18 protein-coding genes are annotated in these 23,762 nt (G+C 71.1%); 12 read left to right on the top strand and 6 right to left on the bottom strand.

All coding sequences use genetic code 11. The annotated features are described in order from the left end of the window. Nucleotides 1-332 precede the first annotated feature (332 nt). From ACFUJR_RS24690 to glgB, 4 genes are all read left to right on the top strand, one after another. On the top strand, nt 333-2,327 hold the full coding sequence (locus ACFUJR_RS24690) for an alpha-1,4-glucan--maltose-1-phosphate maltosyltransferase (RefSeq protein ID WP_383167019.1): 1,995 nt from the start codon (nt 333-335) through the stop codon (nt 2,325-2,327). Next, nucleotides 2,324-4,033, top strand: coding sequence for a maltose alpha-D-glucosyltransferase (gene treS, locus ACFUJR_RS24685; RefSeq protein WP_383167016.1), 1,710 nt, complete (start codon nt 2,324-2,326; stop codon nt 4,031-4,033). The genes ACFUJR_RS24690 and treS overlap by 4 nt, the downstream gene beginning before the upstream one ends. A 242-nt stretch (nt 4,034-4,275) precedes the next feature. After that, on the top strand, nt 4,276-5,625 hold the full coding sequence (locus ACFUJR_RS24680; protein WP_383167013.1) for a maltokinase: 1,350 nt from the start codon (nt 4,276-4,278) through the stop codon (nt 5,623-5,625). Nucleotides 5,626-5,761: 136 nt separating this feature from the next. Next, on the top strand, nt 5,762-8,029 hold the full coding sequence (gene glgB, locus ACFUJR_RS24675) for a 1,4-alpha-glucan branching enzyme (protein WP_383167010.1): 2,268 nt from the start codon (nt 5,762-5,764) through the stop codon (nt 8,027-8,029). Here glgB and ACFUJR_RS24670 read toward each other — a convergent pair. Continuing rightward, complete coding sequence (locus ACFUJR_RS24670) at nt 8,016-10,247, bottom strand: HelD family protein (RefSeq protein ID WP_383167007.1); 2,232 nt, start codon at nt 10,245-10,247, stop codon at nt 8,016-8,018. The two genes, glgB and ACFUJR_RS24670, sit on opposite strands and share 14 nt — an antisense overlap. 132 nt (nt 10,248-10,379) lie before the next feature. Here ACFUJR_RS24670 and ACFUJR_RS24665 point away from each other — a divergent pair, with 132 nt between their 5' ends. Beyond that, a complete protein-coding gene (locus ACFUJR_RS24665; protein ID WP_383167004.1) occupies nt 10,380-11,414 on the top strand; it encodes a DUF6817 domain-containing protein in 1,035 nt (344 codons plus the stop codon). A gap of 190 nt (nt 11,415-11,604) precedes the next feature. Beyond that, nucleotides 11,605-12,873: a threonine--tRNA ligase gene (gene thrS / locus ACFUJR_RS24660; protein WP_383167001.1), complete on the top strand. Its 1,269-nt coding sequence runs from the start codon at nt 11,605-11,607 to the stop codon at nt 12,871-12,873. A 141-nt stretch (nt 12,874-13,014) separates the two neighbouring features. Here the strand turns inward: thrS and ACFUJR_RS24655 are convergent, their stop codons facing one another. The 4 genes from ACFUJR_RS24655 to ACFUJR_RS24640 form a co-directional block, all read right to left on the bottom strand. Next, nucleotides 13,015-14,121, bottom strand: a complete 1,107-nt coding sequence (locus tag ACFUJR_RS24655; protein WP_383166998.1) for a zeta toxin family protein — start codon at nt 14,119-14,121, stop codon at nt 13,015-13,017. Nucleotides 14,122-14,165: 44 nt separating this feature from the next. Further along, nucleotides 14,166-14,411 carry a hypothetical protein gene (locus ACFUJR_RS24650; protein ID WP_383166995.1) on the bottom strand — a complete coding sequence of 82 codons (246 nt, stop codon included), beginning with the start codon at nt 14,409-14,411 and terminating at the stop codon, nt 14,166-14,168. A gap of 46 nt (nt 14,412-14,457) precedes the next feature. Continuing rightward, on the bottom strand, nt 14,458-14,595 hold the full coding sequence (locus tag ACFUJR_RS24645; protein WP_383167073.1) for a hypothetical protein: 138 nt from the start codon (nt 14,593-14,595) through the stop codon (nt 14,458-14,460). A gap of 101 nt (nt 14,596-14,696) precedes the next feature. Next, a complete protein-coding gene (locus ACFUJR_RS24640) occupies nt 14,697-15,218 on the bottom strand; it encodes an Lrp/AsnC family transcriptional regulator (RefSeq protein WP_383166992.1) in 522 nt (173 codons plus the stop codon). 44 nt (nt 15,219-15,262) lie between these two features. Here ACFUJR_RS24640 and ACFUJR_RS24635 point away from each other — a divergent pair, with 44 nt between their 5' ends. The 3 genes from ACFUJR_RS24635 to ACFUJR_RS24625 all read left to right on the top strand — a co-directional run bounded on the left by ACFUJR_RS24635 (nt 15,263) and on the right by ACFUJR_RS24625 (nt 18,599). After that, on the top strand, nt 15,263-16,156 hold the full coding sequence (locus tag ACFUJR_RS24635) for an NAD-dependent epimerase/dehydratase family protein (RefSeq protein ID WP_383166988.1): 894 nt from the start codon (nt 15,263-15,265) through the stop codon (nt 16,154-16,156). Next, on the top strand, nt 16,156-17,043 hold the full coding sequence (locus tag ACFUJR_RS24630) for an aldo/keto reductase (protein WP_383166985.1): 888 nt from the start codon (nt 16,156-16,158) through the stop codon (nt 17,041-17,043). Before ACFUJR_RS24635 ends, ACFUJR_RS24630 begins: the two co-directional genes overlap by 1 nt. Before the next feature lie 98 nt (nt 17,044-17,141). Next, nucleotides 17,142-18,599 (top strand): glycoside hydrolase family 16 protein, encoded by a 1,458-nt coding sequence (locus ACFUJR_RS24625; RefSeq protein WP_383166982.1) that lies wholly within the window; start codon nt 17,142-17,144, stop codon nt 18,597-18,599. A gap of 357 nt (nt 18,600-18,956) precedes the next feature. Here ACFUJR_RS24625 and ACFUJR_RS24620 read toward each other — a convergent pair whose 3' ends face one another. Then, on the bottom strand, nt 18,957-20,324 hold the full coding sequence (locus tag ACFUJR_RS24620; RefSeq protein ID WP_383166979.1) for a cation:dicarboxylate symporter family transporter: 1,368 nt from the start codon (nt 20,322-20,324) through the stop codon (nt 18,957-18,959). Between the two features lie 123 nt (nt 20,325-20,447). Between ACFUJR_RS24620 and ACFUJR_RS24615 the strand changes: the two genes are divergently transcribed. From ACFUJR_RS24615 to ACFUJR_RS24605, 3 genes are all read left to right on the top strand, one after another. Next, nucleotides 20,448-22,103 carry an ATP-binding protein gene (locus tag ACFUJR_RS24615; protein ID WP_383166976.1) on the top strand — a complete coding sequence of 552 codons (1,656 nt, stop codon included), beginning with the start codon at nt 20,448-20,450 and terminating at the stop codon, nt 22,101-22,103. Next, a complete protein-coding gene (locus ACFUJR_RS24610) occupies nt 22,100-22,786 on the top strand; it encodes a response regulator (protein ID WP_383166973.1) in 687 nt (228 codons plus the stop codon). The genes ACFUJR_RS24615 and ACFUJR_RS24610 overlap by 4 nt, the downstream gene beginning before the upstream one ends. A gap of 209 nt (nt 22,787-22,995) precedes the next feature. Continuing rightward, entirely contained in the window at nt 22,996-23,604 is a 609-nt protein-coding gene (locus ACFUJR_RS24605; protein WP_383167067.1) for a helix-turn-helix domain-containing protein, read from the top strand. Nucleotides 23,605-23,762 lie beyond the last annotated feature (158 nt).

The following is a 23,762-nucleotide window of genomic DNA, read 5'->3' as shown; positions in this document are numbered from 1 at the left end:
TCCGCTGCGCGGATTCGGCCATTCGGCCCCGTCCCACAAGGACGGGGCCGGATTGTTGTGGGCACCGTGTCCTTGCACGCGCCACTCCGCCCGAGTAGGTAACAAAGCGCCGGATTGCCCACCCCCAGTGGGTGGAAGGCTCCCCCGGTACACCCCCGTACACCCCCGTACACCCCGGCACACACCCGTACGTACATCCCGTAGACCCGCCATCCGAGTGAACGCGGACAGGAGCGGCCATGCCCGCAACCCGCAAGCCGTCGACGGAGCTACAAAGAGCGCACCACCACCCGCACCCCCGTAACCCCTCAGGTGATGCTGTGAATCCGCTCATGGGACGCATTCCCGTTCTGGACGTCCGCCCGCTGGTCGACTGCGGCCGCCGGCCCGCGAAGGCGGTGGCCGGCGAGACCTTCGAGGTGTCGGCCACCGTCTTCCGCGAGGGCCATGACGCCGTTGCCGCCAATGTCGTGCTGCGCGGCCCGTCCGGCCGGCCCGGCCCCTGGATCCCGATGCGGGAACTGGCCCCCGGTACCGACCGGTGGGGCGCCGAGGTCACGCCGGACACCGAGGGCCGGTGGACCTACACGGTCGAGGCGTGGAGCGACCCGCTGGCGACCTGGCGGCACGCGGCGAAGATCAAGATCCCGGCCGGCATCGACTCCGAGCTGGTGCTCGCCGAGGGCGCGGAGCTGCACGAGCGCGCCGCGAAGGGCGTTCCGAAGAAGGGCGGCGGCCGGGAGGCTGTGCTGGCCGCGGCGGACGCCATGCGCGACGAGTCCCGGTCGGCCGCGGCCCGGCTCGCGGCGGCGCTCGCACCGCGGGTGACCGAGACCCTGGACCGGCACCCGTTGCGCGAACTGGTCAGCTCCTCACCCGCGTTGCCGCTCCAGGTGGAGCGCGAGCGGGCGCTGTACGGCTCCTGGTACGAGTTCTTCCCACGCTCGGAGGGCGTGAAGAAGGTCCGGGGCCGTACGAAGCCGGGCACGTTCCGTACGGCGGCGGAGCGTCTTCCGGCCATCGCGGCGATGGGTTTCGACGTCGTCTATCTCCCGCCCATCCACCCCATCGGCACCACCCACCGCAAGGGCCCCAACAACGCGCTCTCCGCGAGCCCGAACGACGTCGGCGTGCCGTGGGCGATCGGGTCCCCCGAGGGCGGCCACGACGCGGTCCACCCGGACCTCGGCACGATCGAGGACTTCGACGCCTTCGTCGCCCGGGCGCGTGAACTGCGGCTGGAGATCGCGCTGGACTTCGCGCTCCAGTGCTCGCCGGACCACCCGTGGGTGGAGAAGCACCCCGAGTGGTTCCACCACCGCCCGGACGGCTCGATCGCGTACGCGGAGAACCCGCCGAAGAAGTACCAGGACATCTATCCCATCGCGTTCGACCGGGCCGCCGACAACATGGACGGGATCGTGGCCGAGACGGTCCGGGTGCTGCGGCACTGGATGGACCACGGCGTACGGATCTTCCGCGTCGACAACCCGCACACCAAGCCCGTCGTCTTCTGGGAGCGGGTGATCGGCGAGATCAACCGGGCCGACCCGGACGTGATCTTCCTGGCGGAGGCCTTCACCCGGCCCGCGATGATGCGCACCCTCGGCGCGATCGGCTTCCAGCAGTCGTACACGTACTTCACCTGGCGCAACACCAAGGCGGAACTCACGGAGTACCTGACCGAACTGTCCGGAGACGTGGCGGCGCAGATGCGGCCGAACCTCTTCGTGAACACGCCCGACATCCTGCACGCCTACCTCCAGACCGGCGGCCGGCCGGCCTTCGAGGTACGGGCGGTGCTCGCTGCCACCCTCTCGCCGACCTGGGGCGTGTACGCGGGGTACGAGCTGTGCGAGGGCACCCCGCTGCGGGAGGGAAGCGAGGAGTACCTGGATTCGGAGAAGTACCAACTCCGGCCACGCGACTGGGAGTCGGCCGAGCGTACGGGCGCCACGATCGCGCCCCTGATCACCACGCTCAACCGGATCAGGCGGCGCCACCCGGCCCTGCGCCGGCTGCGGAACCTGCACTTCCACACCACCGACAACGACGCGGTGATCGCGTACAGCAAGCGATCGGGGCCGAACACCGTTCTGGTGGTCGCCAACCTCGATCCTCACCACACCCAGGAGGCCACGGTCTCGTTGGACATGCCGGAGCTCGGCCTCGACTGGCACGAGACCGTACCGGTGCGCGACGAGCTCACCGGCGAGACCTATCACTGGGGCAGGGCCAACTATGTGCGCCTCGAGCCGGGCGTCACGCCCGCGCACGTCTTCGCCCTGCGACCGTCCCCGTCGACCGGAGGGTCACCCACACCATGACAGTCAACGAACCCGTCCCTGACACCTTCGAGGACACGCCCGCCAAGGACCGTGATCCGGACTGGTTCAAGCGGGCCGTCTTCTACGAAGTGCTCGTGCGGTCCTTCCAGGACAGCAACGGGGACGGCGTAGGCGACCTCAAGGGCATCACGTCCCGGCTGGACTACCTGCAGTGGCTGGGCGTCGACTGCCTCTGGCTGCCGCCGTTCTTCAAGTCCCCGCTGCGGGACGGCGGCTACGACGTCGCCGACTACACGTCCGTGCTGCCGGAGTTCGGCGATCTCGCCGACTTCGTCGAGTTCGTGGACGCGGCGCACCAGCGCGGCATGCGCGTGATCATCGACTTCGTCATGAACCACACGAGCGACGCGCACCCGTGGTTCCAGGAGTCGCGCGCCAACCCCGACGGCCCTTACGGGGACTACTACGTCTGGGCGGACGACGACAAGCAGTTCCAGGACGCGCGGATCATCTTCGTCGACACGGAGACGTCGAACTGGACCTTCGACCCGGTGCGCAAGCAGTACTACTGGCACCGGTTCTTCTCGCACCAGCCGGATCTCAACTACGAGAACCCGGCGGTGCAGGAGGAGATCCTCTCGGCACTGAAGTTCTGGCTGGACCTCGGCATCGACGGCTTCCGGCTGGACGCCGTGCCGTACCTGTACCAGCAGGAGGGGACCAACTGCGAGAACCTGCCGGCCACCCACGCCTTCCTGAAGCGGGTCCGCAAGGAGATCGACGACCACTACCCGGACACGGTGCTGCTCGCCGAGGCGAACCAGTGGCCGGAGGACGTGGTCGACTACTTCGGGGACTTCCCCTCGGGTGGCGACGAGTGCCACATGGCGTTCCACTTCCCGGTGATGCCGCGGATCTTCATGGCGGTACGGCGGGAGTCGCGCACCCCGGTCTCCGAGATCCTGGCCAAGACCCCGGCGATCCCGGACGGCTGCCAGTGGGGCATCTTCCTGCGCAACCACGACGAGCTGACACTCGAGATGGTCACGGACGAAGAGCGCGACTACATGTACGCGGAGTACGCCAAGGATCCGCGGATGCGGGCGAACATCGGCATCCGGCGGCGGCTCGCCCCGCTGCTGGACAACGACCGCAAGCAGATGGAGCTGTTCACCGCGCTACTCTTCTCGCTGCCCGGCTCGCCGGTGCTGTACTACGGCGACGAGATCGGGATGGGCGACAACATCTGGCTCGGCGACCGGGACGGGGTGCGGACCCCGATGCAGTGGACGCCCGACCGGAACGCGGGCTTCTCGTCCTGCGATCCGGGCCGGCTCACGCTTCCGGCCATCATGGACCCGGTCCACGGCTACCAGGTCACCAACGTGGAGTCGGGGATGGCCTCGCCGTCGTCGCTGCTCCACTGGACGAAGCGGATGATCGAGATCCGTAAGCAGAACCGGGCCTTCGGGCTCGGCTCGTACACGGAGCTGCCGTCGTCGAATCCGGCGGTGCTCGCCTTCCTCCGGGAGTCCGGCGACGATCTCGTGCTCTGCGTGAACAACTTCTCGCGGTTCGCGCAGCCGACGGAGCTGGACCTGCGGCAGTTCGACGGGATGAGCCCCGTGGAGCTGATCGGGCAGGTGCGGTTCCCGGCGATCGGGCAGTGGCCGTACCTGCTGACGCTGGCGGGCCACGGCTTCTACTGGTTCCGCCTGAAGAAGGCCCGGTCGGCCAAGAGCTGACCGAAAATCGCCCAACTGCCCGGGGTGGGGCGGGTTTCCCCCGCGTCACCCTGGGCACTGTGTCCCACACACGGTCGATTCAGGTCCATACGGGCCTTCTTGTCGGGCCCATACGGATCTTCCCCTCCCGACACGTCCCGCACTTCCGGACAGTCGATGCTGCCATCCGGGACACTCTGCGCATTTGAACTCGATTCACGCGAACTCGAATCTGCGCCCCCCCGGGGAAAGGACGCGATGCCATGCCGGAGACCGCATCCACCACCCGGGCCCCGGCCGCCCTCCTCCCGTCACTCGCCCCCCTGCTCCATGAATGGCTGCCCCGGCAGCGCTGGTTCTCGGGCAAGGGCCGCCGGGTCATCGGATTCACGCTGGAAGCAGCCACCGAGCTGCTGCCGCTGGACGGTACGGGTCCCGGGCTGCTGCATCTGCTGGTACGGGTCGAACAGCCGGGACGCCCGGCCGGGACGCCCGCCGACTGCTACCAAGTGCTCCTGGGTGTACGGACCCAGCTGCCTCCGCGCCTCGCCCCCGCCCTGATCGGGCGGATCCGGCAAGGTCCGTTGGCCGGGCGGGCGGTCTACGAAGGGCTGCGGGACCCGCGGCTCGCCGGACTGCTCTACGAGCGGCTGCGCACACCGGGCCGGATCGGCCCGCTGACGTTCCACGGCTCGGCGCCGCTGCCCGCGTCCCTGGCACCGAGGGTCCTGGACGCCGAGCAGTCCAACTCCTCCCTCGTGTACGGCGATGCGTACATCCTGAAGATCTTCCGACGGGTCAGCCCCGGCGTGAACCCGGACCTGGAGCTGCCGCTCGCGCTGGCCCGGGCCGGCTGCGCGCGGGTACCGGCGCCGGTGGCCTGGTTCGAGTCGGGCGCGAGCACGCTCGGCGTCCTCCAGCCCTATCTGCGGGACTCGCGCGACGGATGGCGCCTCGCCCTCGACGCGCTGGCGGAGGGGCGGGAGTTCACGGCCGAGGCGCGGGCGCTCGGGCGGGCGACGGCCGAGGTGCACCTCGCGCTGGCGAACGCGCTGCCGACGGAGCGGCTGCACCGGACGCAGACCGAGCATCTGGCCGGGGAGATGGACCAGCGGCTGCACGCGGCGGCACAGGCGGTGCCGGCGCTGCTGCCGTACGTGCCGGGGCTGCGGTCGGTCTTCGCGGCCGCCGGGGACACGGTCGGCACGGGGCGGCTGCAGCGGGTGCACGGCGACCTGCACCTGGGGCAGACGCTCCGGGCGACGGACGGCGGCTGGGCGGTGATCGACTTCGAGGGAGAGCCCGCGAAGCCGCTCGCCGAGCGGTGCCGCCCGCAGCCGGCGGTCCGTGACGTGGCGGGGATGCTCCGTTCCTTCGACTACGCGGCGCGCACGCACCGCCCGTGGAAGCCCGAGTGGGCGGCGCGCTGCCGTGCGGCGTACTGCTCGGGGTACGCGGAGGCCTCCGGCGCGGACCCGCGCACGGACCCGGCGCTGCTGCGCGCCTACGAGACGGACAAGGCGGTCTACGAGGTCCTCTACGAGGCCCGTCACCGCCCGGACTGGCTCCCGGTCCCCATGGCCGCGATCGAACGCCTCGCGGGAGCGGAGTGAACCCGGACCCCCGCCATGGACGCGCGAAGCCCGTTCGGCGGAGTGTCCTGTGCGGGACCCGCGCCGTTGCGGTTGCGTGGGAACCGGCGCATCTTCATCGGCCCATCCTTCCGACACCCTCGCAGGAGGCATCCCCGTGACCGCCCGATCCGCTCGCAAGACGGCAGCGCCCCCGGCCAAGACGCCCGCACCCCGGGCCGCCCAGGAGGTACGCAAGGCGCCGCCGCTCGACCCCGGGGACCGGGCGAGGCTGCTCGCCGGGGAGCATCACGACCCGCACGCCCTCCTCGGCGCGCACCCCGTCCGCGGCGGGGTCGTGATCCGGGTGCTGCGCCCGTACGCCCGTGAGGTCGCCGTCCTCGCCAAGGGCAAGCGCGTCGTCCTGCACGACGACGGCGACGGACTCTTCTCGGGGCTTCTGCCGCTGCTGCGCAAGATCCCCCCGTACGAGCTCCGGGTCCGCTACGACGGCGACGAGCTGCCCGTGGAGGACCCCTACCGCTTCTTGCCCGCGCTCGGCGACCTCGACCTCCACCTGATCGGCGAGGGCCGGCACGAGGAGCTGTGGAAGGCGCTCGGAGCCCGGCCGATGGTCCACCAGGGCGTCACCGGAACCCGGTTCACGGTCTGGGCCCCCAACGCCCGGGGCGTCCGTGTCACCGGCGACTTCACCCACTGGGACGGCACCGCGCTGCCGATGCGCTCGCTGGGAGCGACCGGTGTCTGGGAGCTGTTCGTGCCCGGGATCGGCGAAGGCGCGGTGTACAAGTTCGACATCGCCCGGCCCGACGGCTCCCACACGCTGCGTGCCGACCCGATGGCCCGGCGCACCGAGTGCCCTCCGAACACCGCCTCGATCGTCACCGACTCGTACCACGAGTGGAGCGACGCGCAGTGGATGGCGGGCCGGGGCGCCCGCCCGCACCACGAGGCACCGTTCTCGGTCTACGAGCTCCACCTCCCCTCCTGGCGGCCCGGTCTGACGTACCGGCAGCTCGCCGAGCAGCTGCCGGACTACGTCCGCGATCTCGGCTTCACGCACGTGGAGTTCATGGCCGTCGCCGAGCACCCCTTCAGCGGCTCCTGGGGCTACCAGGTCACCGGCTTCTACGCGCCGACGGCCCGCATGGGCACGCCCGACGACTTCAAGTACCTCGTCGACGCGCTGCACCGGGCCGGGATCGGCGTCCTGATGGACTGGGTGCCCGCGCACTTCCCGCGCGACGACTGGGCGCTCGCCGAGTTCGACGGCCGGCCGCTGTACGAGCACGAGGACCCGCGCCGCTCCGCGCACCCGGACTGGGGGACGCTGGAGTTCGACTACGGCCGCAAGGAGGTGCGGAACTTCCTGGTCGCCAACGCGGTGTACTGGTGCGAGGAGTTCCACCTCGACGGTCTGCGCGTGGACGCGGTCGCCTCGATGCTCTACCTCGACTACTCGCGTGAGAACGGCGAGTGGCTGCCGAACGAGTTCGGCGGGCGGGAGAACCTGGACGCGGTCGCCTTCCTCCAGGAGATGAACGCGACGGTCTACCGTCGCTGCCCCGGTGTCATCACCTTCGCCGAGGAGTCGACGGCCTGGGACGGCGTGACGAGGGCGACCGACCAGGTCGGCCCCGGCGGCTTCGGCGGTCTCGGCTTCGGCATGAAGTGGAACATGGGCTGGATGCACGACTCCCTGGGCTACGTCGCCAAGGAGCCCGTGCACCGCAAGTACCACCACAACGAGATGACGTTCTCGATGGTGTACGCGTACAGCGAGAACTACATCCTGCCGATCTCCCACGACGAGGTCGTGCACGGCAAGCAGGCCCTGGTCTCGAAGATGCCCGGCGACTGGTGGCAGCAGCGCGCCAACCACCGCGCGTACCTCGGCTTCATGTGGGCCCACCCGGGCAAGCAACTGCTCTTCATGGGGCAGGAGTTCGCCCAGGGTGCCGAGTGGTCGGCCGAGCACGGGCCGGACTGGTGGCTGCTCGACCCGTCGTACGGGGCGGAGGCGGACCACCGGGGCGTACGGGACCTGGTGCGCGATCTGAACACGGTGTACGGGGACACCCCGGCGCTGTGGGAGCGCGACACCGTCCCCGCGGGCTTCCAGTGGGTGGTCGGCGACGCGGCCGAGGACAACGTCTTCGCCTTCCTCCGCTACGACGCCGAGGGCTCGCCGCTGCTCGCGGTCTGCAACTTCTCCCCCGTCGTACGGCACGACTTCCGGCTCGGGGTCCCGGACACGTGCGCGGCCTGGGTGGAGGTCCTGAACACGGACGAGACGCGGTACGGCGGCGGTGGAGTGGTGAGCACCGATCCGGTGAAGACCGAGTCGGTGCCCTCCCACGGCCGTTCGGCGAGCGTACGGATGACGCTGCCGCCGCTGGCGACGGTCTGGCTCAGGCCCGCCTGACGATCCCCAGCCGCTGAGTGGCCCGGGTCAGCGCCACGTACAGGTCGTTGATGCCGTGCGTGGCGCCGGCCCGGATGCCGTCCGGGTCGACGACGAGGACCGTGTCGAACTCCAGGCCCTTGGCCTGACGGGGGTCGAGCAGGACCACCGGGCGGGTCAGGTCGGGCGCCGCGCCGTGCGAGGCGTCCGGCAGGGCCGCGACCAGCTCCGGGTGGAGCTCCGGCGGGGCGATCACGGCGAGGCGGCCCTCCTCGCGCGCCTCGGCGGCCACGGCGTCGGCGGTCTCCTTCACCGGGTCCTCCACGGTCCGCTCCCAGGGCTCGACGCCCGTGGAGCGGACCGAGCGGGGCGGCTCGAAGCCCGGGTCGGCCGCACGCCGTACGTCGGCGGCGACCGCCATGATCTCGGCGGGGGTCCGGTAGTTGACCCCGAGCCGTACGAGCTCCCAGCGGTCGTCCACGTACGGCGCGAGGATCCGCTCCCACGCCCCGACGCCCGCCGCGTCGCCAGTCTGCGCCGGGTCGCCGACGAGGGTCATCGAGCGGTTGGGGCTGCGGCGCATCAGCAGCCGCCAGGCCATCGCCGAGAGCTCCTGCGCCTCGTCGACGATGATGTGGCCGAAGGCCCAGGTGCGGTCGGCGGCGGCGCGTTCGGCGGCGCTGCGGTGGTCGGCCTCCTCGTGCCGCTCGGCGAACCGCTCGGCGTCGATGATGTCGTGCGCGGCGAGGACCTCGGCGGCGTCCTTGTCCTGCTCCTCCTTGTCCTCGAACTCGTAGGTGCGGGAGGCGTAACTGACGTCGAGCACGCCCTGCGCGTACTGGATCTGCTTCTCCCGCTCGGCCTCGGCGGCCGCGCGGGCTGCGGAGTCGTCCACGCCGAGGAGTTCGGCGGCCTCGTCGAGGAGCGGTACGTCGGCGGGGGTCCAGGGGCCGTCCTCGCGCCGGATCGCCGCCGCGTCCTCGTCGGTGAGGTGGGTGGGCTCGGCGAGGTAGTCGGCGACGAAGGACTCGGGGGTGAGGTGCGGCCACAGGGTGTCGACGGCCGCGTGGACATCGGCGCTCGTGGCGATGCCCTTGGCGAGCAGGGCGATGTCGTCGGGGCCGAGGAAGTTGGGGCCGCCGTAGGGGTCGGCGCCGATACGGTCGGCGAGCTGCTCGGCGAGCGCGTCGAGGATGTGGAAGACGAAGTAGGGGCGGGCGAGGTTGTGCGGCAGGGCGGTCTCGCGGGCCTTGTGACGGGCCTCGAGGGCCATGTCCCAGTCGATGACGAGGTCGCCGTCGTCGTGCGGGACGACAAGCGGCTCGCCGCGCGCGGGGACCTGCTGCCGGTCGCGCACCGCGTGGGCGAGCGCCTCGGCCATCGTGGCGGCGCCCTTGACGGCGGCGGCGCGGGGGGTGTCCGTACCGGTGGCGCGGACGCCGGGGAAGAGTTCGGCGGGGGTGGCGAGGAGGACGCCGGTCTCGCCGAGGGAAGGCAGGACGTTGCCGATGTAGCCGAGGAAGGCCGGGTTGGGGCCGACGATGAGGACGGCGCGCTTGGCGAGCTGCTCGCGGTGCGCGTAGAGGAGGTATGCGGCTCGGTGCAGGGCCACTGCGGTCTTGCCGGTGCCGGGGCCTCCCTCGACGACGAGGACGCCTCGGTGCGGGGAGCGGATGATGCGGTCCTGCTCGGCCTGGATGGTCTGCACGATGTCGTGCATGCGTCCGGTACGGGCCGCGTCGAGCGAGGCGAGGAGCACCTCGTCGGCGTCCCGGTTCTCGTGCCCGGTGCGGGTCCGGTCGGCGAGGTCGAGGACCTCGTCGTGGAGGGCGGTCACCTCGCGGCCCCGGGTGGTGATGTGCCGGCGGCGGCTGAGGCCCATCGGCTCGTACCCGGTGGCGAGGTAGAACGGCCGGGCGACATCGGCGCGCCAGTCGACGACGAGGGGGGTGCGGTTCGGGTCGTCCTTCCGGACGCCGATCCTGCCGATGTGGTGGTCGCGCCCGTCCTGGAAGACGAGCCGCCCGAAGCAGAGGCCGCTCTCCCCCGCGTTGAGGGCGCCGAGCACCCCGGACTGTTCGGCGACCAGCACGTCACGTTCGAGGCGCCCCTGATTGCCGACCCAGGGCGTCTTCAGGGCCCGGCCGACGGCCGCCTCGGCCTGGTCCCTCAGGTCGTCGAGTCGTGCGTAGAGCTCTGTGATGAATTGCTGCTCTTTCCGAAATTCCTCGGTTGACAATTCGACTCCCGGCGCGATACAGTGCGTTTATTGAACTTCTCCCCGTCTACTTTTGTGTGTAGACACGGAATCCATGAATATACGCGAGCGACTGCCCCGGCTGCAATTCTAGTCGGGGTATTTTCATGTCTCATGGGGAGAGAGACGGGGAAAGACGCTGCGCGTGATCTGCTGATCGCGCGGGGAGCGGACGGGATGGACCACCCGGGCGGCACACTGCTCGCCCACCTGGACCAGGTCGAGGCCCGGCTGACCGCCTGGGGCGCCCGGGAAGCACTCCGCCTCGCAGGCCTGTGCCACGCCTTCTACGGTACGGACGGCTTCGCCGGGCATCTGCTGCCGCTGGAAGGGCGGGCCGTCCTGGCGGCGGTCATCGGCGAGGAGGCCGAGAAGCTCGTGTACTTCTACGCGAGCTGCGACCGGGACGTCTCGTACGCGACGCTCGGGAACGAGGACGGTCTTTTCCGGGACCGATTCACGGGCGAGACATTCAGGCCGACCGAGCGGCAGCGGAGGGATTTCGCGGAGCTGACGGCGGCGAACGAGCTGGACGTGCTGGAAGAGAACCGCGATCTGCGGATCCGCCACGGAGGCGGCCTGCTGCGACTCTTCACACGATGGCGGCCGCTGCTGAGCGAGGCGGCCTTCGAGGACGCACGGCGGAGCCTGACCCTGAAAGGCCGGGAACACGAGGCGTTCCTGGCCGGCCTGGAGCGCGGCGACGTCGTCACCGGCGTCGTCTCGCACATCGCGAGCTTTCACGTGACCTTCGTGGAACTGGGCGGCGTGGAGGGGATGATGAACATCCCCGAGGTGGCCTGGGGCCCGTACGACCTCCCCGGTGACGTCATCCGGGAAGGGCAGCAGTTCTCCTTCGAGGTCCTGGGCGTCGACCTGGGCAGGGAGAGGATCTTCCTGTCCCTCAAAGGCCTGGAGCCCGACCCGCTGCGCGCCTTCGTCCGCGCCGGCTTCGGCGGTGTGCGGACGGGGCGCGTCACGCGGACGGTTCCGTCGGGCGTCCGCGTCCTCGTCACCGACGGGGTGGAGGTCCTCGTCGACCGCGAGGACCTCGACGGCCGCTCGCCCCAGGCCGGGGACGCCCTGACCTTCGAGGTCACCGCCGTCAACGTGGTCACCCGCCGTGTGCGCCTGAGCCTGCGGGAATAAGGCCGCGCGCGCCGCCGTGCCACCTGTTAGCGTCACCCGCATGAAGCGTGCCGCGGTCATCACGACGACGCCGGAGAGTGTCCCGGCGCGCTGACCGCTGTCTGACGTCACGAAGCCCCGGGGCCGAGCGCCCCGGGGCTTCGTCGTTCCTCAGGCCGCTCGTCCCCGGGCGGCACCCCAGGAGGGCGACATGCACCACGACCACCGCAAGCTCGGCCGAGAGCTGGACATCTTCGACACCGACCCGCTGATCGGGGCCGGTCTGCCGTACTGGCTGCCCGACGGAGCCGTCGTACGGCACGCGCTGGAGGAGTACGTACGGGCGGTCGAGCGGCGGGCCGGATACCGGCACGTGTACTCGCCCGTCCTCGGGAAGCGTGAGCTGTACGAGATGTCCGGGCACTGGGCGCACTACAGCGACGACATGTTCCCGCCCATGGAACTCGGCGGCGAGCAGGTCGTCCTGCGACCCAGTCTCTGCCCCCACCACGCGGTGATCTACCGCTCCCGCCCCCACAGTCACCGCGACCTGCCGCTGCGCATGGCCGAGCTCGGGCCCATGTACCGCTCCGAACTCTCCGGCGTCCTCGGTGGGCTGACCCGGGTCCGGGCCATCCAGCTCAACGACGCGCACGTCTTCTGCACCCTGGACCAGGTCCGGGAGGAGGCCGCGGGCGCGCTGGAGCTGATCCGCGGGGCGTACGAGGCGATGGGCATCGTCCCCGCGCGCTACCGGCTCTCGCTCCCCGGGCCGGGCGGGAAGTACGTCGACGCCCCCGAGCTGTGGCGGCACTCCGTCGCCCTCCTCCGGGAGGTGCTCGACGACTCCGGGCTGCCGTACGAGTCCGCCGGGGGCGAGGCGGCGTTCTACGGCCCGAAGATCGATGTACAGGTCGCCGACCGGGCCGGCCGTGAGTCCACCCTGTCGACCGTGCAGATCGACTTCCACCAGCCGGAGCGGTTCGACCTGCGCTACATCGGCGCGGACGGCGCCAGGCACCGTCCGGTCATGATCCACCGCAGTGTCGTCGGCAGCGTGGAGCGTGCCGTCGCCCAGCTTCTCGAACAGCACGGCGGCGCGTTCCCCGGCTGGCTGGCCCCCGTCCAGCTGGTCGTCCTGCCGGTCTCGGAGTCCGAGCGGTCCGTCGCCCAGGCGCTGGCCGCCCGGTGCGTCGCGCGCGGGCTGAGGGCGGAGGTGGCGGGCCCCGACCGGGGCAGCCTCGGTGCCCGTGTCCGGGAGGCGCGCCTCGTGCCGTACCAGGCGGTCGTCGGCGCGAAGGAGGCCGCGGACGGTCTGGTGGCGCTGCGGCTGCGCGACGGCCGCAGGCTCGACCCGCTGCCGGCCGACGAGGTCCTGCGACGGATCGAGAACCTCGTCGGCGCGCACAGCACCGCGCTGTGGGAGCCGGTGCCAGGGACCGAGCCCCAGACCGGGCCCGGGGCCCAGCCCGGGTCGTAGCCAGGTCCTGGGCCGGGGCCGGGGCCGGGTCGTAGCCAGGTCCTGGGCCTGGTCCGGGCCTGGGCCTGGTCCGGGCCTGGGCCTGGTCCGGGCCTGGGCCTGGTCCGGGCCTGGGCCTGGTCCGGGCCTGGGCCTGGGTCGTCAGCGGTCGATTCCCGTGCCGCGAGTCGGCTGCGGCGTGGGCGGCGGGGGCGTCGTCGGGGTGGCAGGACCTCGGGGGTCCGGGGGGCGGGTCGGGGCCACGGTCACTCCGGGCATGAACGCGGCGCCCCTGCTCACCCCTACCGTGGTGTCGCCCTGCTGGAAGGCCCGCGCGGGGGGCCGGGCAGGGACGGGCGGGGCGGCCGCCGGCACCGGAGGGACAGCGGGCTTCACGCCGAAGTCACCCCGGTCGGTGGTGATCAGCCCGGTGGCCAGGCCCTGTTCGGCCAGCTGCTCGGCGTTCTCCCGGCCGACGGAGTAGCCCCGGCCCGTGTCAGCCGCCTCGTACAGGCTCCGGATGAACCCCTCGGGCGCCATACGGCCGCCGTACCAGTCGCGCCCGGCGTCGAACCTTTCACGGCCGGTCATCCAACGGTCGGCGTTCTGCTGCAGACACTGCTCTTCGGGGACCTCGACGGACAGCACGACACGCTTGTCGTAGCCCTCGTGCTGAAGGTCGTTGAGAAGGTTCGCGGTCCAGCCGAGGGCGCGCAGGGACTGGTCGTAGAGCAGGTTGTAGCCCTCGCTGCGGGCCCATTGCTCGATCATGTCCTGGACATGGCCCGACTCACGGTGGACCAGGGATGCCTTCTCCGATGGGGACAGCGCGCGGCCGTCGTGCAGCCGGTCGAGGGAGGCGGGAAGCTCCGGCGCGCCGCCGTGCTCGAAGAGCTTCACCTTGAACTCGTCCGGATCCAGAACGACGTAGTCGTCGAGGTCCACGCCGTGAACGCGGCGCAGCTCGTCGCCGAGCGCGGTGTCCTGCGCCTCCCACAGCGCCATGTTCTTCTGCGCTCTGCCCTTGCCGGAGCCGGGCGCCCCGCCCGTGAAGAGCACGGCGTGGCCGTCGCGGGGCTTGCCCTTGCACTGCTCCTTGAACTGCGCAATCAGGGCATCGTGCAGTAGCGCCCGGTCGGGAGACCAGATGCCCCCTGGGGCGTACCGGTTCTTGGTATCGAACTCCCCTGCCACCGCCAGGTCGCCACCGGGCCCCATACGCTGCTGGAGCTCCCGGTAGACCGGCTCGTGTTCCCCCGTCACGGGCATGTGCGGTTCTTCCCTTCCCCTGTTCATCCGGGACGTTGCCGAGTTCAGATCCCACGCTGCTGGAGAAGCGCTCGGATCACCTCGATGTCGTCGGCGGTGAGCTTGCCGAGCCCCCGCGCCTGGTTGACCACGGCCAGGGTGTTGTCCTGGTGCGTCGGCGCGGTGTGGGTCGGGTCGAACCACTCCTCCTCGAAGTCCCAGGCGGCGATGGCGGCCAGCGCCTCGTCGCGCGGGATCTCACCCGCCGCGTAGCGCTCGATGTACGCACGCAGCGATGGCTTGTCGGTCATACCTGTGGCTCTCTCTTCTCCGGTCGCGACGCCTGCCGTCGCCGTGTCAGGCGATCCTGCCAGAGGATTCCCGGCGCGCCGGGGGCAGTACGTCCTCCAGGTCCTGGAGGAGACGGCGCCTGGGGCGGGCTCCGACCATGGACTTCACGGGTTCGCCGGCGCGGAAGACCATCAGCGTCGGCATGGACAGGACCGTCAAGGCAAAGGCCTTTCCGCTCGCCCGCCGCCGGCCCGGGTGGGCAGATCGCCTCCCAGCCGATCGGCCGACGGGTTGTCAGGACCCGTCTACGGCGCCGGGGGCAGGAGCGGTTTGCGCTCCACCGGGGACGACAGAACGATCGACGTGGTCGTCCGGCCGAGCGCCGAGGTCTGTTCCAGGACGTCTTCGAGGTGGATGGTGTCGGTGACGGCGACCTTGAGGATCCAGCAGTCCTCGCCGACGACGTGGTGGACCTCCAGGACCTCCGGGCGGGCGGTCAGCTCCAGTGTTCTGGGGTGCTTGAGGGTGTAGCCGCCGTGCGGGTCGACGCGGATGAAGGCCTGGATGCCGTAGCCGAGGCGGGACGGGGAGACATGGGCGCCGTAGCCGGTGATCGCCCCGCAGGCCTCCAGTCTGCGGACCCGTTCGGTGACGGCCGCGGGGCTCAGCCGGACGCGCCGGCCGAGCTCGCTCAGCTTGATCCGGCCGTCCTCCTGGAGAAGCTCCAGGATCTGCCGGTCGATGGGGTCGAAGGCCCCCGCCGAGGTTTCGTTGGCGGCAGAGCGCAGATGCCGTGGTTCCTTCGGTGCGGCCGCCTGGACTCCCATGTTTCCCCCTTCAGTCAACGAGGGCTCAACGTAACACTTGTCGCATGAACGTTTTGATCATCGGCGGGAACCGCTATTTCGGAAAGCGCCTGACGTCCCGTCTGCTGGAATCCGGGCATGGCGTGACGATTCTCAACCGGGGTTCTTCGGAAGTCCCGATGGGCGTGGACCATCTGATCGCCGACCGGAACGACGAGGCCGCTCTGGAAAGCGCTCTGGGCGACCGGGTCTTCGATGTCGTCGTCGACCAGGTCTGTTACACCCCGCGCCAGGCGGCGATCGCCCGGCGGGTTCTCGGGCCGCGCACACGGCGTTATGTGATGACGTCGACGGTCGAGGTGTACGAGTACGAGAACTCCCCCGGACCCGTACGGGAGGAGGCGGTCGATCCGCGTACCGTCACCGTCGATCCCGATCTCCCCTGGGACGAAACGGAGTTCCTCGACGCGCACTACGGGGAGGGGAAGCGGCAGGCGGAGGCGGTCCTCGCGGCCGGGCCCGCTTTCCCGTACGCGGCGGTACGGGTCGCCCACGTACTGGGGGGTGACGACGACTTCACCGGCCGGGTCGACCATTACGCGGATCGTATCCGGGTCGGCGAACCGATCTGCGTACCCACGGAGAACCACCCGGCCACCTACGTGTATGTGGAGGAGATCGCGGAATTCCTGGCGTGGGCGGCCGAGGCCTCGTTCACCGGGCCGGTCAACGCGCATTCCCACGGTCCGCTCACCACCGCCGACATCTGCGCGGAGATCGAGCGCCGGATCGGGGGCCGGACCGTTTTCCAAGAGGTCGAGGTCGGTGAGGTGTCGCCGTTCTCGTTCGCCCGCTCGTACGGAATGGACAACTCCAGGGCGACGGCTCTCGGATTCTCCTTCAGCCATTCCACGGAGTGGCTGGGGCAGGCCCTTTCCGAGACGCTGGGGGTGCGCTGATGCGGTACCGCATGCTCGGAGACGTACGGGTCGGCGAGGTCGGTCTCGGCGCCATGCCGCTCTCCATCGAGGGGCGCCCCGACATGGACCGCGCCCTGGCCACGGTCCACGCGGCCCTGGACGCGGGCGTGACGCTGCTCGACACGGCGGACTCCTACCACCCGCCGGGCGGTCAGCCGGGCGCCGGCGAGCTGCTGGTGGCGCGTGCACTGGCCACGTACGGGGGTCGTGGCCGGACCGGGGACGTGCTCGTGGCGACGAAGGGCGGGCGCGGGCGGACCGCCGACGGCGGCTGGACGGTCGACGGGCGGCCGGAGCATCTGCGGCGGGCGGCCGAGGCGTCGGCGCGGCGACTCGGCGTCGAGGCGATCGGGCTGTACCAGCTCCACAAGCCGGACCCGGCCGTGCCGTACGCCGAATCGCTGGGAGCGATACGGGAGTTGCTGGACGCGGGCACGATCCGGCAGGCCGGGATCTCGAACGTGGATGTCGACGGGATCCGGCTCGCCCGGGAGATCCTGGGCGAGCGGCTCGTCTCCGTACAGAACCGGTACTCGCCGGCGGTCCGGTCCTCCGAGCCGGAGCTGCGGCTCTGCGCGGAACTCGGTCTCGCGTTCATGCCGTGGAGCCCTCTGGGCGGGATCTCGCGCAGCTCGCTGGACGGGGCGTCGACCCTGGAGGCGGACCCGCAGTTCGGGGCCTTCCACCGGGTGGCACGGGAGCGCGGGGTGAGCCCGCAGCGGGTGGCGCTCGCCTGGCTGCTGGCCCGTTCGGAGACGGTGCTCCCGATCCCGGGGGCGAGCCGGCCGGAGACCGTTCGGGATTCGGCGGCGGCCTCCGAACTCGTGTTGAGTACACGGGAATTGGCCGAGCTGGACGTTCGGTAGTCGAAGACACCGAACCCATTGACGGGCTCGGTGTCTCCATCTACAAAAGCTTCCTGAGAGCGCTCTCACGCCCTCAACCCCCACCGGAGGTGTTCTCCTTGAGCCGCGTCCGACGCACCCCCCTTCTCGCCTCACTCCTCGCCGGCGCCCTCGCCGCGGGCGCCCTGCTCGGCCTGGGCGGGGCCGGTACCGCCAGCGGCGCCGTACCCCCGGCGCCCGGCTGGTCGCTCCAGTGGAGCGACGACTTCGACGGCCCCGACCGCTCTCTGCCCAACGGCGCCGACTGGCAGATCGACACCGGCCACGGCTATCCGGGCGGCCCCGGGAACTGGGGCACCGGAGAGATACAGAACTACACGTCGAGCCCCGAGAACCTGCGTCTCGACGGCACCGGGAACCTCCGCATCACCCCGCTGAAGGACGGCGCGGGCAACTGGACCTCGGCCCGGATCGAGACGAAGCGGGCCGACTTCAAGGCTCCGGCCGGGGGAACCCTGCGCATCGAGGGCCGGATTCAGATGCCGAACGTGACGGGTGAAGCCGCCAAGGGCTACTGGCCCGCGTTCTGGGCGCTCGGCGCCCCCTACCGGGGCAACTACTGGAACTGGCCCGCCATCGGCGAGTTCGACATCATGGAGAACGTCAACGGGATCAACTCGGTCTGGGGCGTGCTCCACTGCGGCGTGAACCCGGGCGGGCCGTGCGGCGAGACCACCGGCATCGGCGCCAGCCGCGTCTGCCCGGGCGCGAGCTGCCAGTCGGCCTTCCACACGTACCGCTTCGAGTGGGACCGTTCGGTCTCCCCCAACGAGCTGCGCTGGTACGTGGACGACCAGCTCTTCCACAGCGTGGACGAGCCCCGGGTCGGCGCCCAGGCGTGGGCCGACATGACCAGCCACGCGGGGTACTTCCTGCTGCTCAACGTGGCGATGGGCGGCGCCTTCCCGGACGCCCTCGGCGGTCCGACGCCGACGGCCGCGACGGTGTCCGGGCGGCCGATGCTCGTCGACTACGTGGCGGTGTGGACGAAGGGCGGCGGCACGACGACCCCGCCGACGACCCCGCCGACCACTCCGCCGCCCTCGGGCTCCTCCCAGCTGTACCTGCGCACGGGGTCGGGCGCCGGGGACGCCCAGGCGGCCGCCGGGACCGTGTCCCTGGTCTCGGCGGGCGGCGGGAACCACGACGGTACGCCGTCCAGTCCGCAGGTCTTCACCTCCGGTCCGATCACACGGACGTACAACGGCGGCGCGACCCAGTTCGACCTGTTCGTGGACGCGGGGCCGGTGGTGGCCAACGGCCAGCAGGTACGGGTCAGTTACGACCGTACGGGCGACGGGAGCTGGGAGCGGGTGGAGACGTACCGGTACTTCGCGACCGATCCGGTGCCGGGGTACGAGCACTACACGCAGGCGAGCGGCCTGAGGTCGGCGACCGGAAGCCACGGGAACCTGTCGAACGGACGGGTCCGGATCGAGGTGTGGAACGCGATCGGGAACGGGGCGAGCACGGTCGGCGTGGGAAACCAGTCGGTGGTACGGATCCCGTTCTCCTGACCGGTGACGTGGGTCGGTGACCTGGATCGGTGACCTGGGTCGGTGGCGCAGGCCGGCCACGCCGACCGGGGACGTCCACCGGGTACGTCGGCCGGCGACGTCGACCGGGGACGTCCACCGGGTCGTCGGCCAGGGGCCGTCGGCCGGCGGCGTCGACCAGGGACGTCCATCGGTGACCTACGGGAAAGGCGCCCCCGGCCGTGTGAGCGGCCGGGGGCGTCCCGTACCCCGGAGCCCGGATCCGGCTCAAGGCCCGGGAGCCGGGGCGGTCTCCGGATCCATGTGGTGGATCCACTGTCCAGGATCCGGTGTCCGGAATCATGGATTCTGGACATTGGATCCTGGATCCGATATCGCTCAGACGCCCGCACGGGCCTTCTCGTCCTCGGCCCGCTGATCCGGTACGGGCGACTCCTCGTCCGGCTCCGGCAGGGCCGCGTGGTCGTCGACGAGGGTCTTCTCGTCGAACGGAACCCGCCCCGCGAGCACCTCCGCCACCCGCTGCTTGTCGATCTCCTTGGTCCAGGTGCCGACGAGGACGGTCGCGACCGCGTTGCCGGCGAAGTTCGTCAGCGCGCGGGCCTCGCTCATGAAGCGGTCGATGCCGACGATCAGGCCGACGCCGTCGACGAGTTCGGGGCGGTGCGACTGCAGACCGCCGGCGAGGGTCGCCAGGCCCGCGCCGGTGACACCGGCAGCACCCTTCGACGCGATGATCATGAAGGCCAGCAGGCTGATCTGCTCGGCGACGGAGAGCGGGTTGCCCATCGCCTCGGCGACGAAGAGGGAGGCCATCGTCAGGTAGATCGCCGTGCCGTCCAGGTTGAAGGAGTAGCCGGTCGGGACGGTGATGCCGACGACGGGCTTGCTGACACCCAGGTGCTCCATCTTCGCGATGAGCCGCGGGAGCGCGGACTCGGAGGACGAGGTGGAGAGGATCAGCAGGAACTCGCGGCCCAGGTACTTCAGGAGCGTGAGGATGTTGACGCCCGCGACGATCCGGAGCAGCGCGCCCAGCACCACGAAGACGAACAGGGCGCAGGTGACGTAGAAGCCGATCATGATGACCGCGAGCGACTTCAGCGCGTCGACGCCGGTCGCGCCGACGACCGCCGCGATGGCGCCGAACGCGCCGACCGGCGCGACCCACATGATCATGGCGAGGATGCGGAAGACCAGCCGCTGGATGTGCCCGATGCCACGCAGCACGGGCTCCCCGGCCCGCCCCATGGCCTGGAGGGCGAAGCCCGCGAGGAGGGCGACGAGCAGGGTCTGCAGGACCTCGCCCTCGGTGAAGGCGGAGACCAGCGTCTTGGGGATGATCCCGAGCAGGAAGTCCGCCGTGGACTCGCTCGCCCCGTCGGCCTGCTGCGCGCCCGCCTCGGCGACCTCCTTGGTCAGATGGAGGCTGGAGCCCGGCTCCAGGAGGTTGCCGACGACCAGGCCGATGGCGAGGGCGACGGTCGACATCACGAGAAAGTACCCGAGCGCGAGCCCGCCGACGGCCCCGACCTTCGCGGCCTTGCGGACCGAGCCGACGCCGAGAACGATCGTGCAGAAGATGATCGGCGAGATCATCATCTTGATCAGGTTCACGAAGCCGGTGCCCAGCGGCTTGAGCTCGACGGCGAAGTCCGGCGCGACGAAGCCGACCGTGATGCCGAGGATCACGGCTCCGATGACGGCGAGATACAGGTAATGGGTGCGGTCCCGCTGTGCGGCCACGGGGTCCTCCTCGTGCTGATGGATGTCCACGTCCCGGTGGATCCCAGCGAATATCCATCAGCCTGTGACCCGGGTCACGCTTACGTTCGTTTCGTTCACGGCCGAACTGTCACACTGTCCGGCATGCGCATACCCGTCCCCCGCCCACGGAGCCTCGCCGGCCAGCTCTTCGCGATGCAGGTCGTGCTGGTGGCGGCGATCGTGGCGGGGTGCGCGGTCTTCGCGTACCTCACCGACCGGGACCAGGCCGAGGAGACCGCGCGCCGCCAGGTCACCGCGCTCGCGACGGCCGTCGCCGAGTCCCCCTCCGTGGTGGAGGCCGCGGGCTCCCCCGACCCGAGCGCGCGGCTCCAGCCGTACGCGGAGTCGCTGCGGAAGCACTCCGGAGTCGCCTTCGTCGTGATCATGGCGCCCGACGGCACGCGGTGGACACACCCCGAGCCGGACCAGATCGGCCGCACGTACCTCGGCCACATCGAGCCGGCCCTGCAGGGGACGACCTTCTCCGAGACACACCTGGGCACGCTGGGCCGCTCGGTCCGGGCGGTCGCGCCGGTGCTCGACGACGGCCGGGTCGTCGGCCTGGTCAGCTCGGGCATCACCATCGAGAAGATCAGCGAGCAGGTACGGGAGCAGGTCGTCGCACTGCTGGGCATGGCGGGGGCGGCGCTCTCGCTCGGCGGCGCCGGTACGTACGTCATCAGCGCCCGGCTGCGGCGGCACACGCACGGGATGAACGCGACCGAGCTGAGCCGGATGCACGACTACCACGAGGCCGCGCTGCACGCGGTGAGCGAGGGCCTGGTGATGCTGGACGGGCAGCGGCGGATCGCGCTGATCAACGACGGGGCGCGCGAGCTGCTCGGCCTGGACGCCGAGGTCGTGGGCCGGTCGGCGGCGGATCTGGACCTTCCGGTCTCGCTCACGAGCGCGCTGCTCGCCTCCGAGCCCCGGGTGGACGAGCTGCATCTGACGGCGGACCGGGTGCTCGTGGTCAACACCCGACCGGTGGTGGGCGGGGAGCGCCGCGGGACGGTGGTGACACTCCGGGACCGTACCGAACTCCTTGCGCTGTCAGGCGAGTTGACTTCCGAGCGGGGGTTCACACAGGCACTGCGCTCGCAGGCCCACGAGGCGGCGAACCGACTGCACACGGTCGTCTCGCTGATCGAACTCGGCCGGGTGGACCAGGCGGTGGGCTTCGCCACGGCGGAGCTGGAGCTGGCCCAGGCCCTCACCGACCGTGTCGTCGACGCGGTCGGTGAACCGGTCCTCGCGGCGCTGCTCCTGGGCAAGGCGGCGCAGGCCAACGAACGGGGTGTGGAGCTGGTCCTGACCGAGGACAGCCGGATAGACGACGGGCTCCTGCCGCCGGAGATCCCGTCGCGGGACCTGGTGACGATCCTCGGCAACCTGATCGACAACGCGGTGGACGCGACGAGCGGCACCCCGCACGCGCGCGTGACGGTCACCGCCCGCACCCGCGACGGCGAACTCCTCCTCCGGGTCTCCGACACCGGGCCGGGGATCGCCGAGTCCGACCGGGAGACGGCCTTCGACCGCGGCTGGTCCACCCACGGCCCCGGCCGGGGTCTCGGCCTCGCCCTGGTCCGCCAGGCGGCCACCCGCGCTTCGGGCACGGTGGTGCTGACCGACCCTCCGGAGGGCGGCGCCGAGTTCACCGTACGACTGCCGCTGGTGCGGGAGCGGGCCGGTGGCGGGACGCCGGAACCGAGGCACCATGACGGGGGCGGGGCGAGCAGGGAGGTTCCCGTATGAGCCAGGACATCCGCGTACTGGTGGTCGAGGACGACCCCGTCGCCGCCGACGCGCACGCGCTCTACGCGGGGCGGGTGCGGGGGTTCACGGTCGTCGGGGTCGCGCACTCGCGGGCCGCCGCCGTGCGCGTCCTCGACCGCGCACCCGTCGACCTCATCCTGCTCGACCTCTACCTCCCCGACGGTCACGGCCTCCAGCTGCTCCGCTCGCTGCGGGCTGGCGGACACTCCGCGGACGTGATCGCGGTGACCTCGGCCCGCGATCTGGCGATCGTGCGCGAAGGGGTGTCCCTGGGTGTCGTCCAGTACGTCCTGAAGCCGTTCACCTTCGCGACACTGCGGGACCGGCTCACCCGGTACGCCGAGTTCCGTGCCACCGCCGGTGAGGCGTCCGGCCAGGACGAGGTGGACCGCGCCCTGGCCACGCTGCGCGCACCGCAGCCGGCCTCGCTCCCCAAGGGCCTGAGCGCCCCCACCCTGGAGGCCGTCACCCGCACCCTCCGGGACGCCGTGGACGGACTGACCGCCACGGAGGCCGCCGCGGCCGTCGGGATCTCCCGGATCACCGCCCGCCGCTATCTGGAACACCTGGTCACGGACGGGCGCGCCGCCCGGGCTCCGCAGTACGGTCAGATCGGCCGGCCGGAGCTCCAGTACAGGTGGATCACGACGATCGTCCGCTGACCGGACGAGGGTCACCGGTCACCGAACCCGCGGGTGATCATTACGGATGGTTACCGCCCGGTTCCCATGTTTCTACGACTTCTGGCCTTGGGTGAACGCACCGTAGCCCACGGTCACGTTCCACACCTACGGTGTGGGGCGTGCACCACACCCCTCCCTCCCCTCCCTTCAACGCGCTCGCCGCACGCCGGTTGCGCGAAGGCCTCGGCATGGCTCCGGACCATGTCGCCTACGGCCTCCGCGCGCAGTACGGCCTTGCCACCACCCCCGACGTCGTCGTCGCCTGGGAACGCGGGCGCCTCGCCCCCACCGCGCAGGAGCTCACCGCGCTCGCGGGCGTCCTCTGGTGCGCCCCCGGCGAGCTGATAGCCGCCGCCACCACCCTCCGCGAACACCGGATCGCCCGCGGCATCGGCCTCGACGACCTGGCCCGGCGCATGGGTCTCGACGCGGTCGCCTACGCGCGCATGGAGGAGTCGGGCCGCTGGCGGGGCAACGAACGCCAGACCGCCGCCCTCGCCGAGGCCCTCGGCCTCGGGCCGAAGGAACTGCTTCAGGCGACCGGCCGTGCCGAGGAGCTGGCGGGGCTGCTGCGGGACGCGGCCACGACACGCTGGCAGGCGTACGTCCGCCCGGTGGTGAAGCTGCTGCCGTTGCCGAAGCGGGTCCTGGAGCCGGCGCTCCAGCGGCTGCACACGGACTACCACGCCAGAATGGCGGCCACCAGCAGCTGGGGCGCCTCGGGCGGCAGCGGGGAGTCCGGCCGGGAGTACCTGGACGGGATCGTCCAGCACTTCTGGGACGCCGTCGGCCCGTAGAACGCCCGACGGGAACCGGGTTCCCGTCGCTATGGTCGGGGCCATGGACATGATCAATTCATCCGCGCACCTCGACGACACGGATGTCGCGGTGGCCGCGGTGAGGGCCGGCGCGGACGTCGTGCGCGCCCTGTACGGGCAGCGGCTCTCCCGTATCG

The organism is Streptomyces sp. NPDC057271 (genome assembly GCF_042668715.1).
Lineage (GTDB): Bacteria > Actinomycetota > Actinomycetes > Streptomycetales > Streptomycetaceae > Streptomyces.
This window is presented reverse-complemented; position numbering and strand designations above follow the sequence as displayed.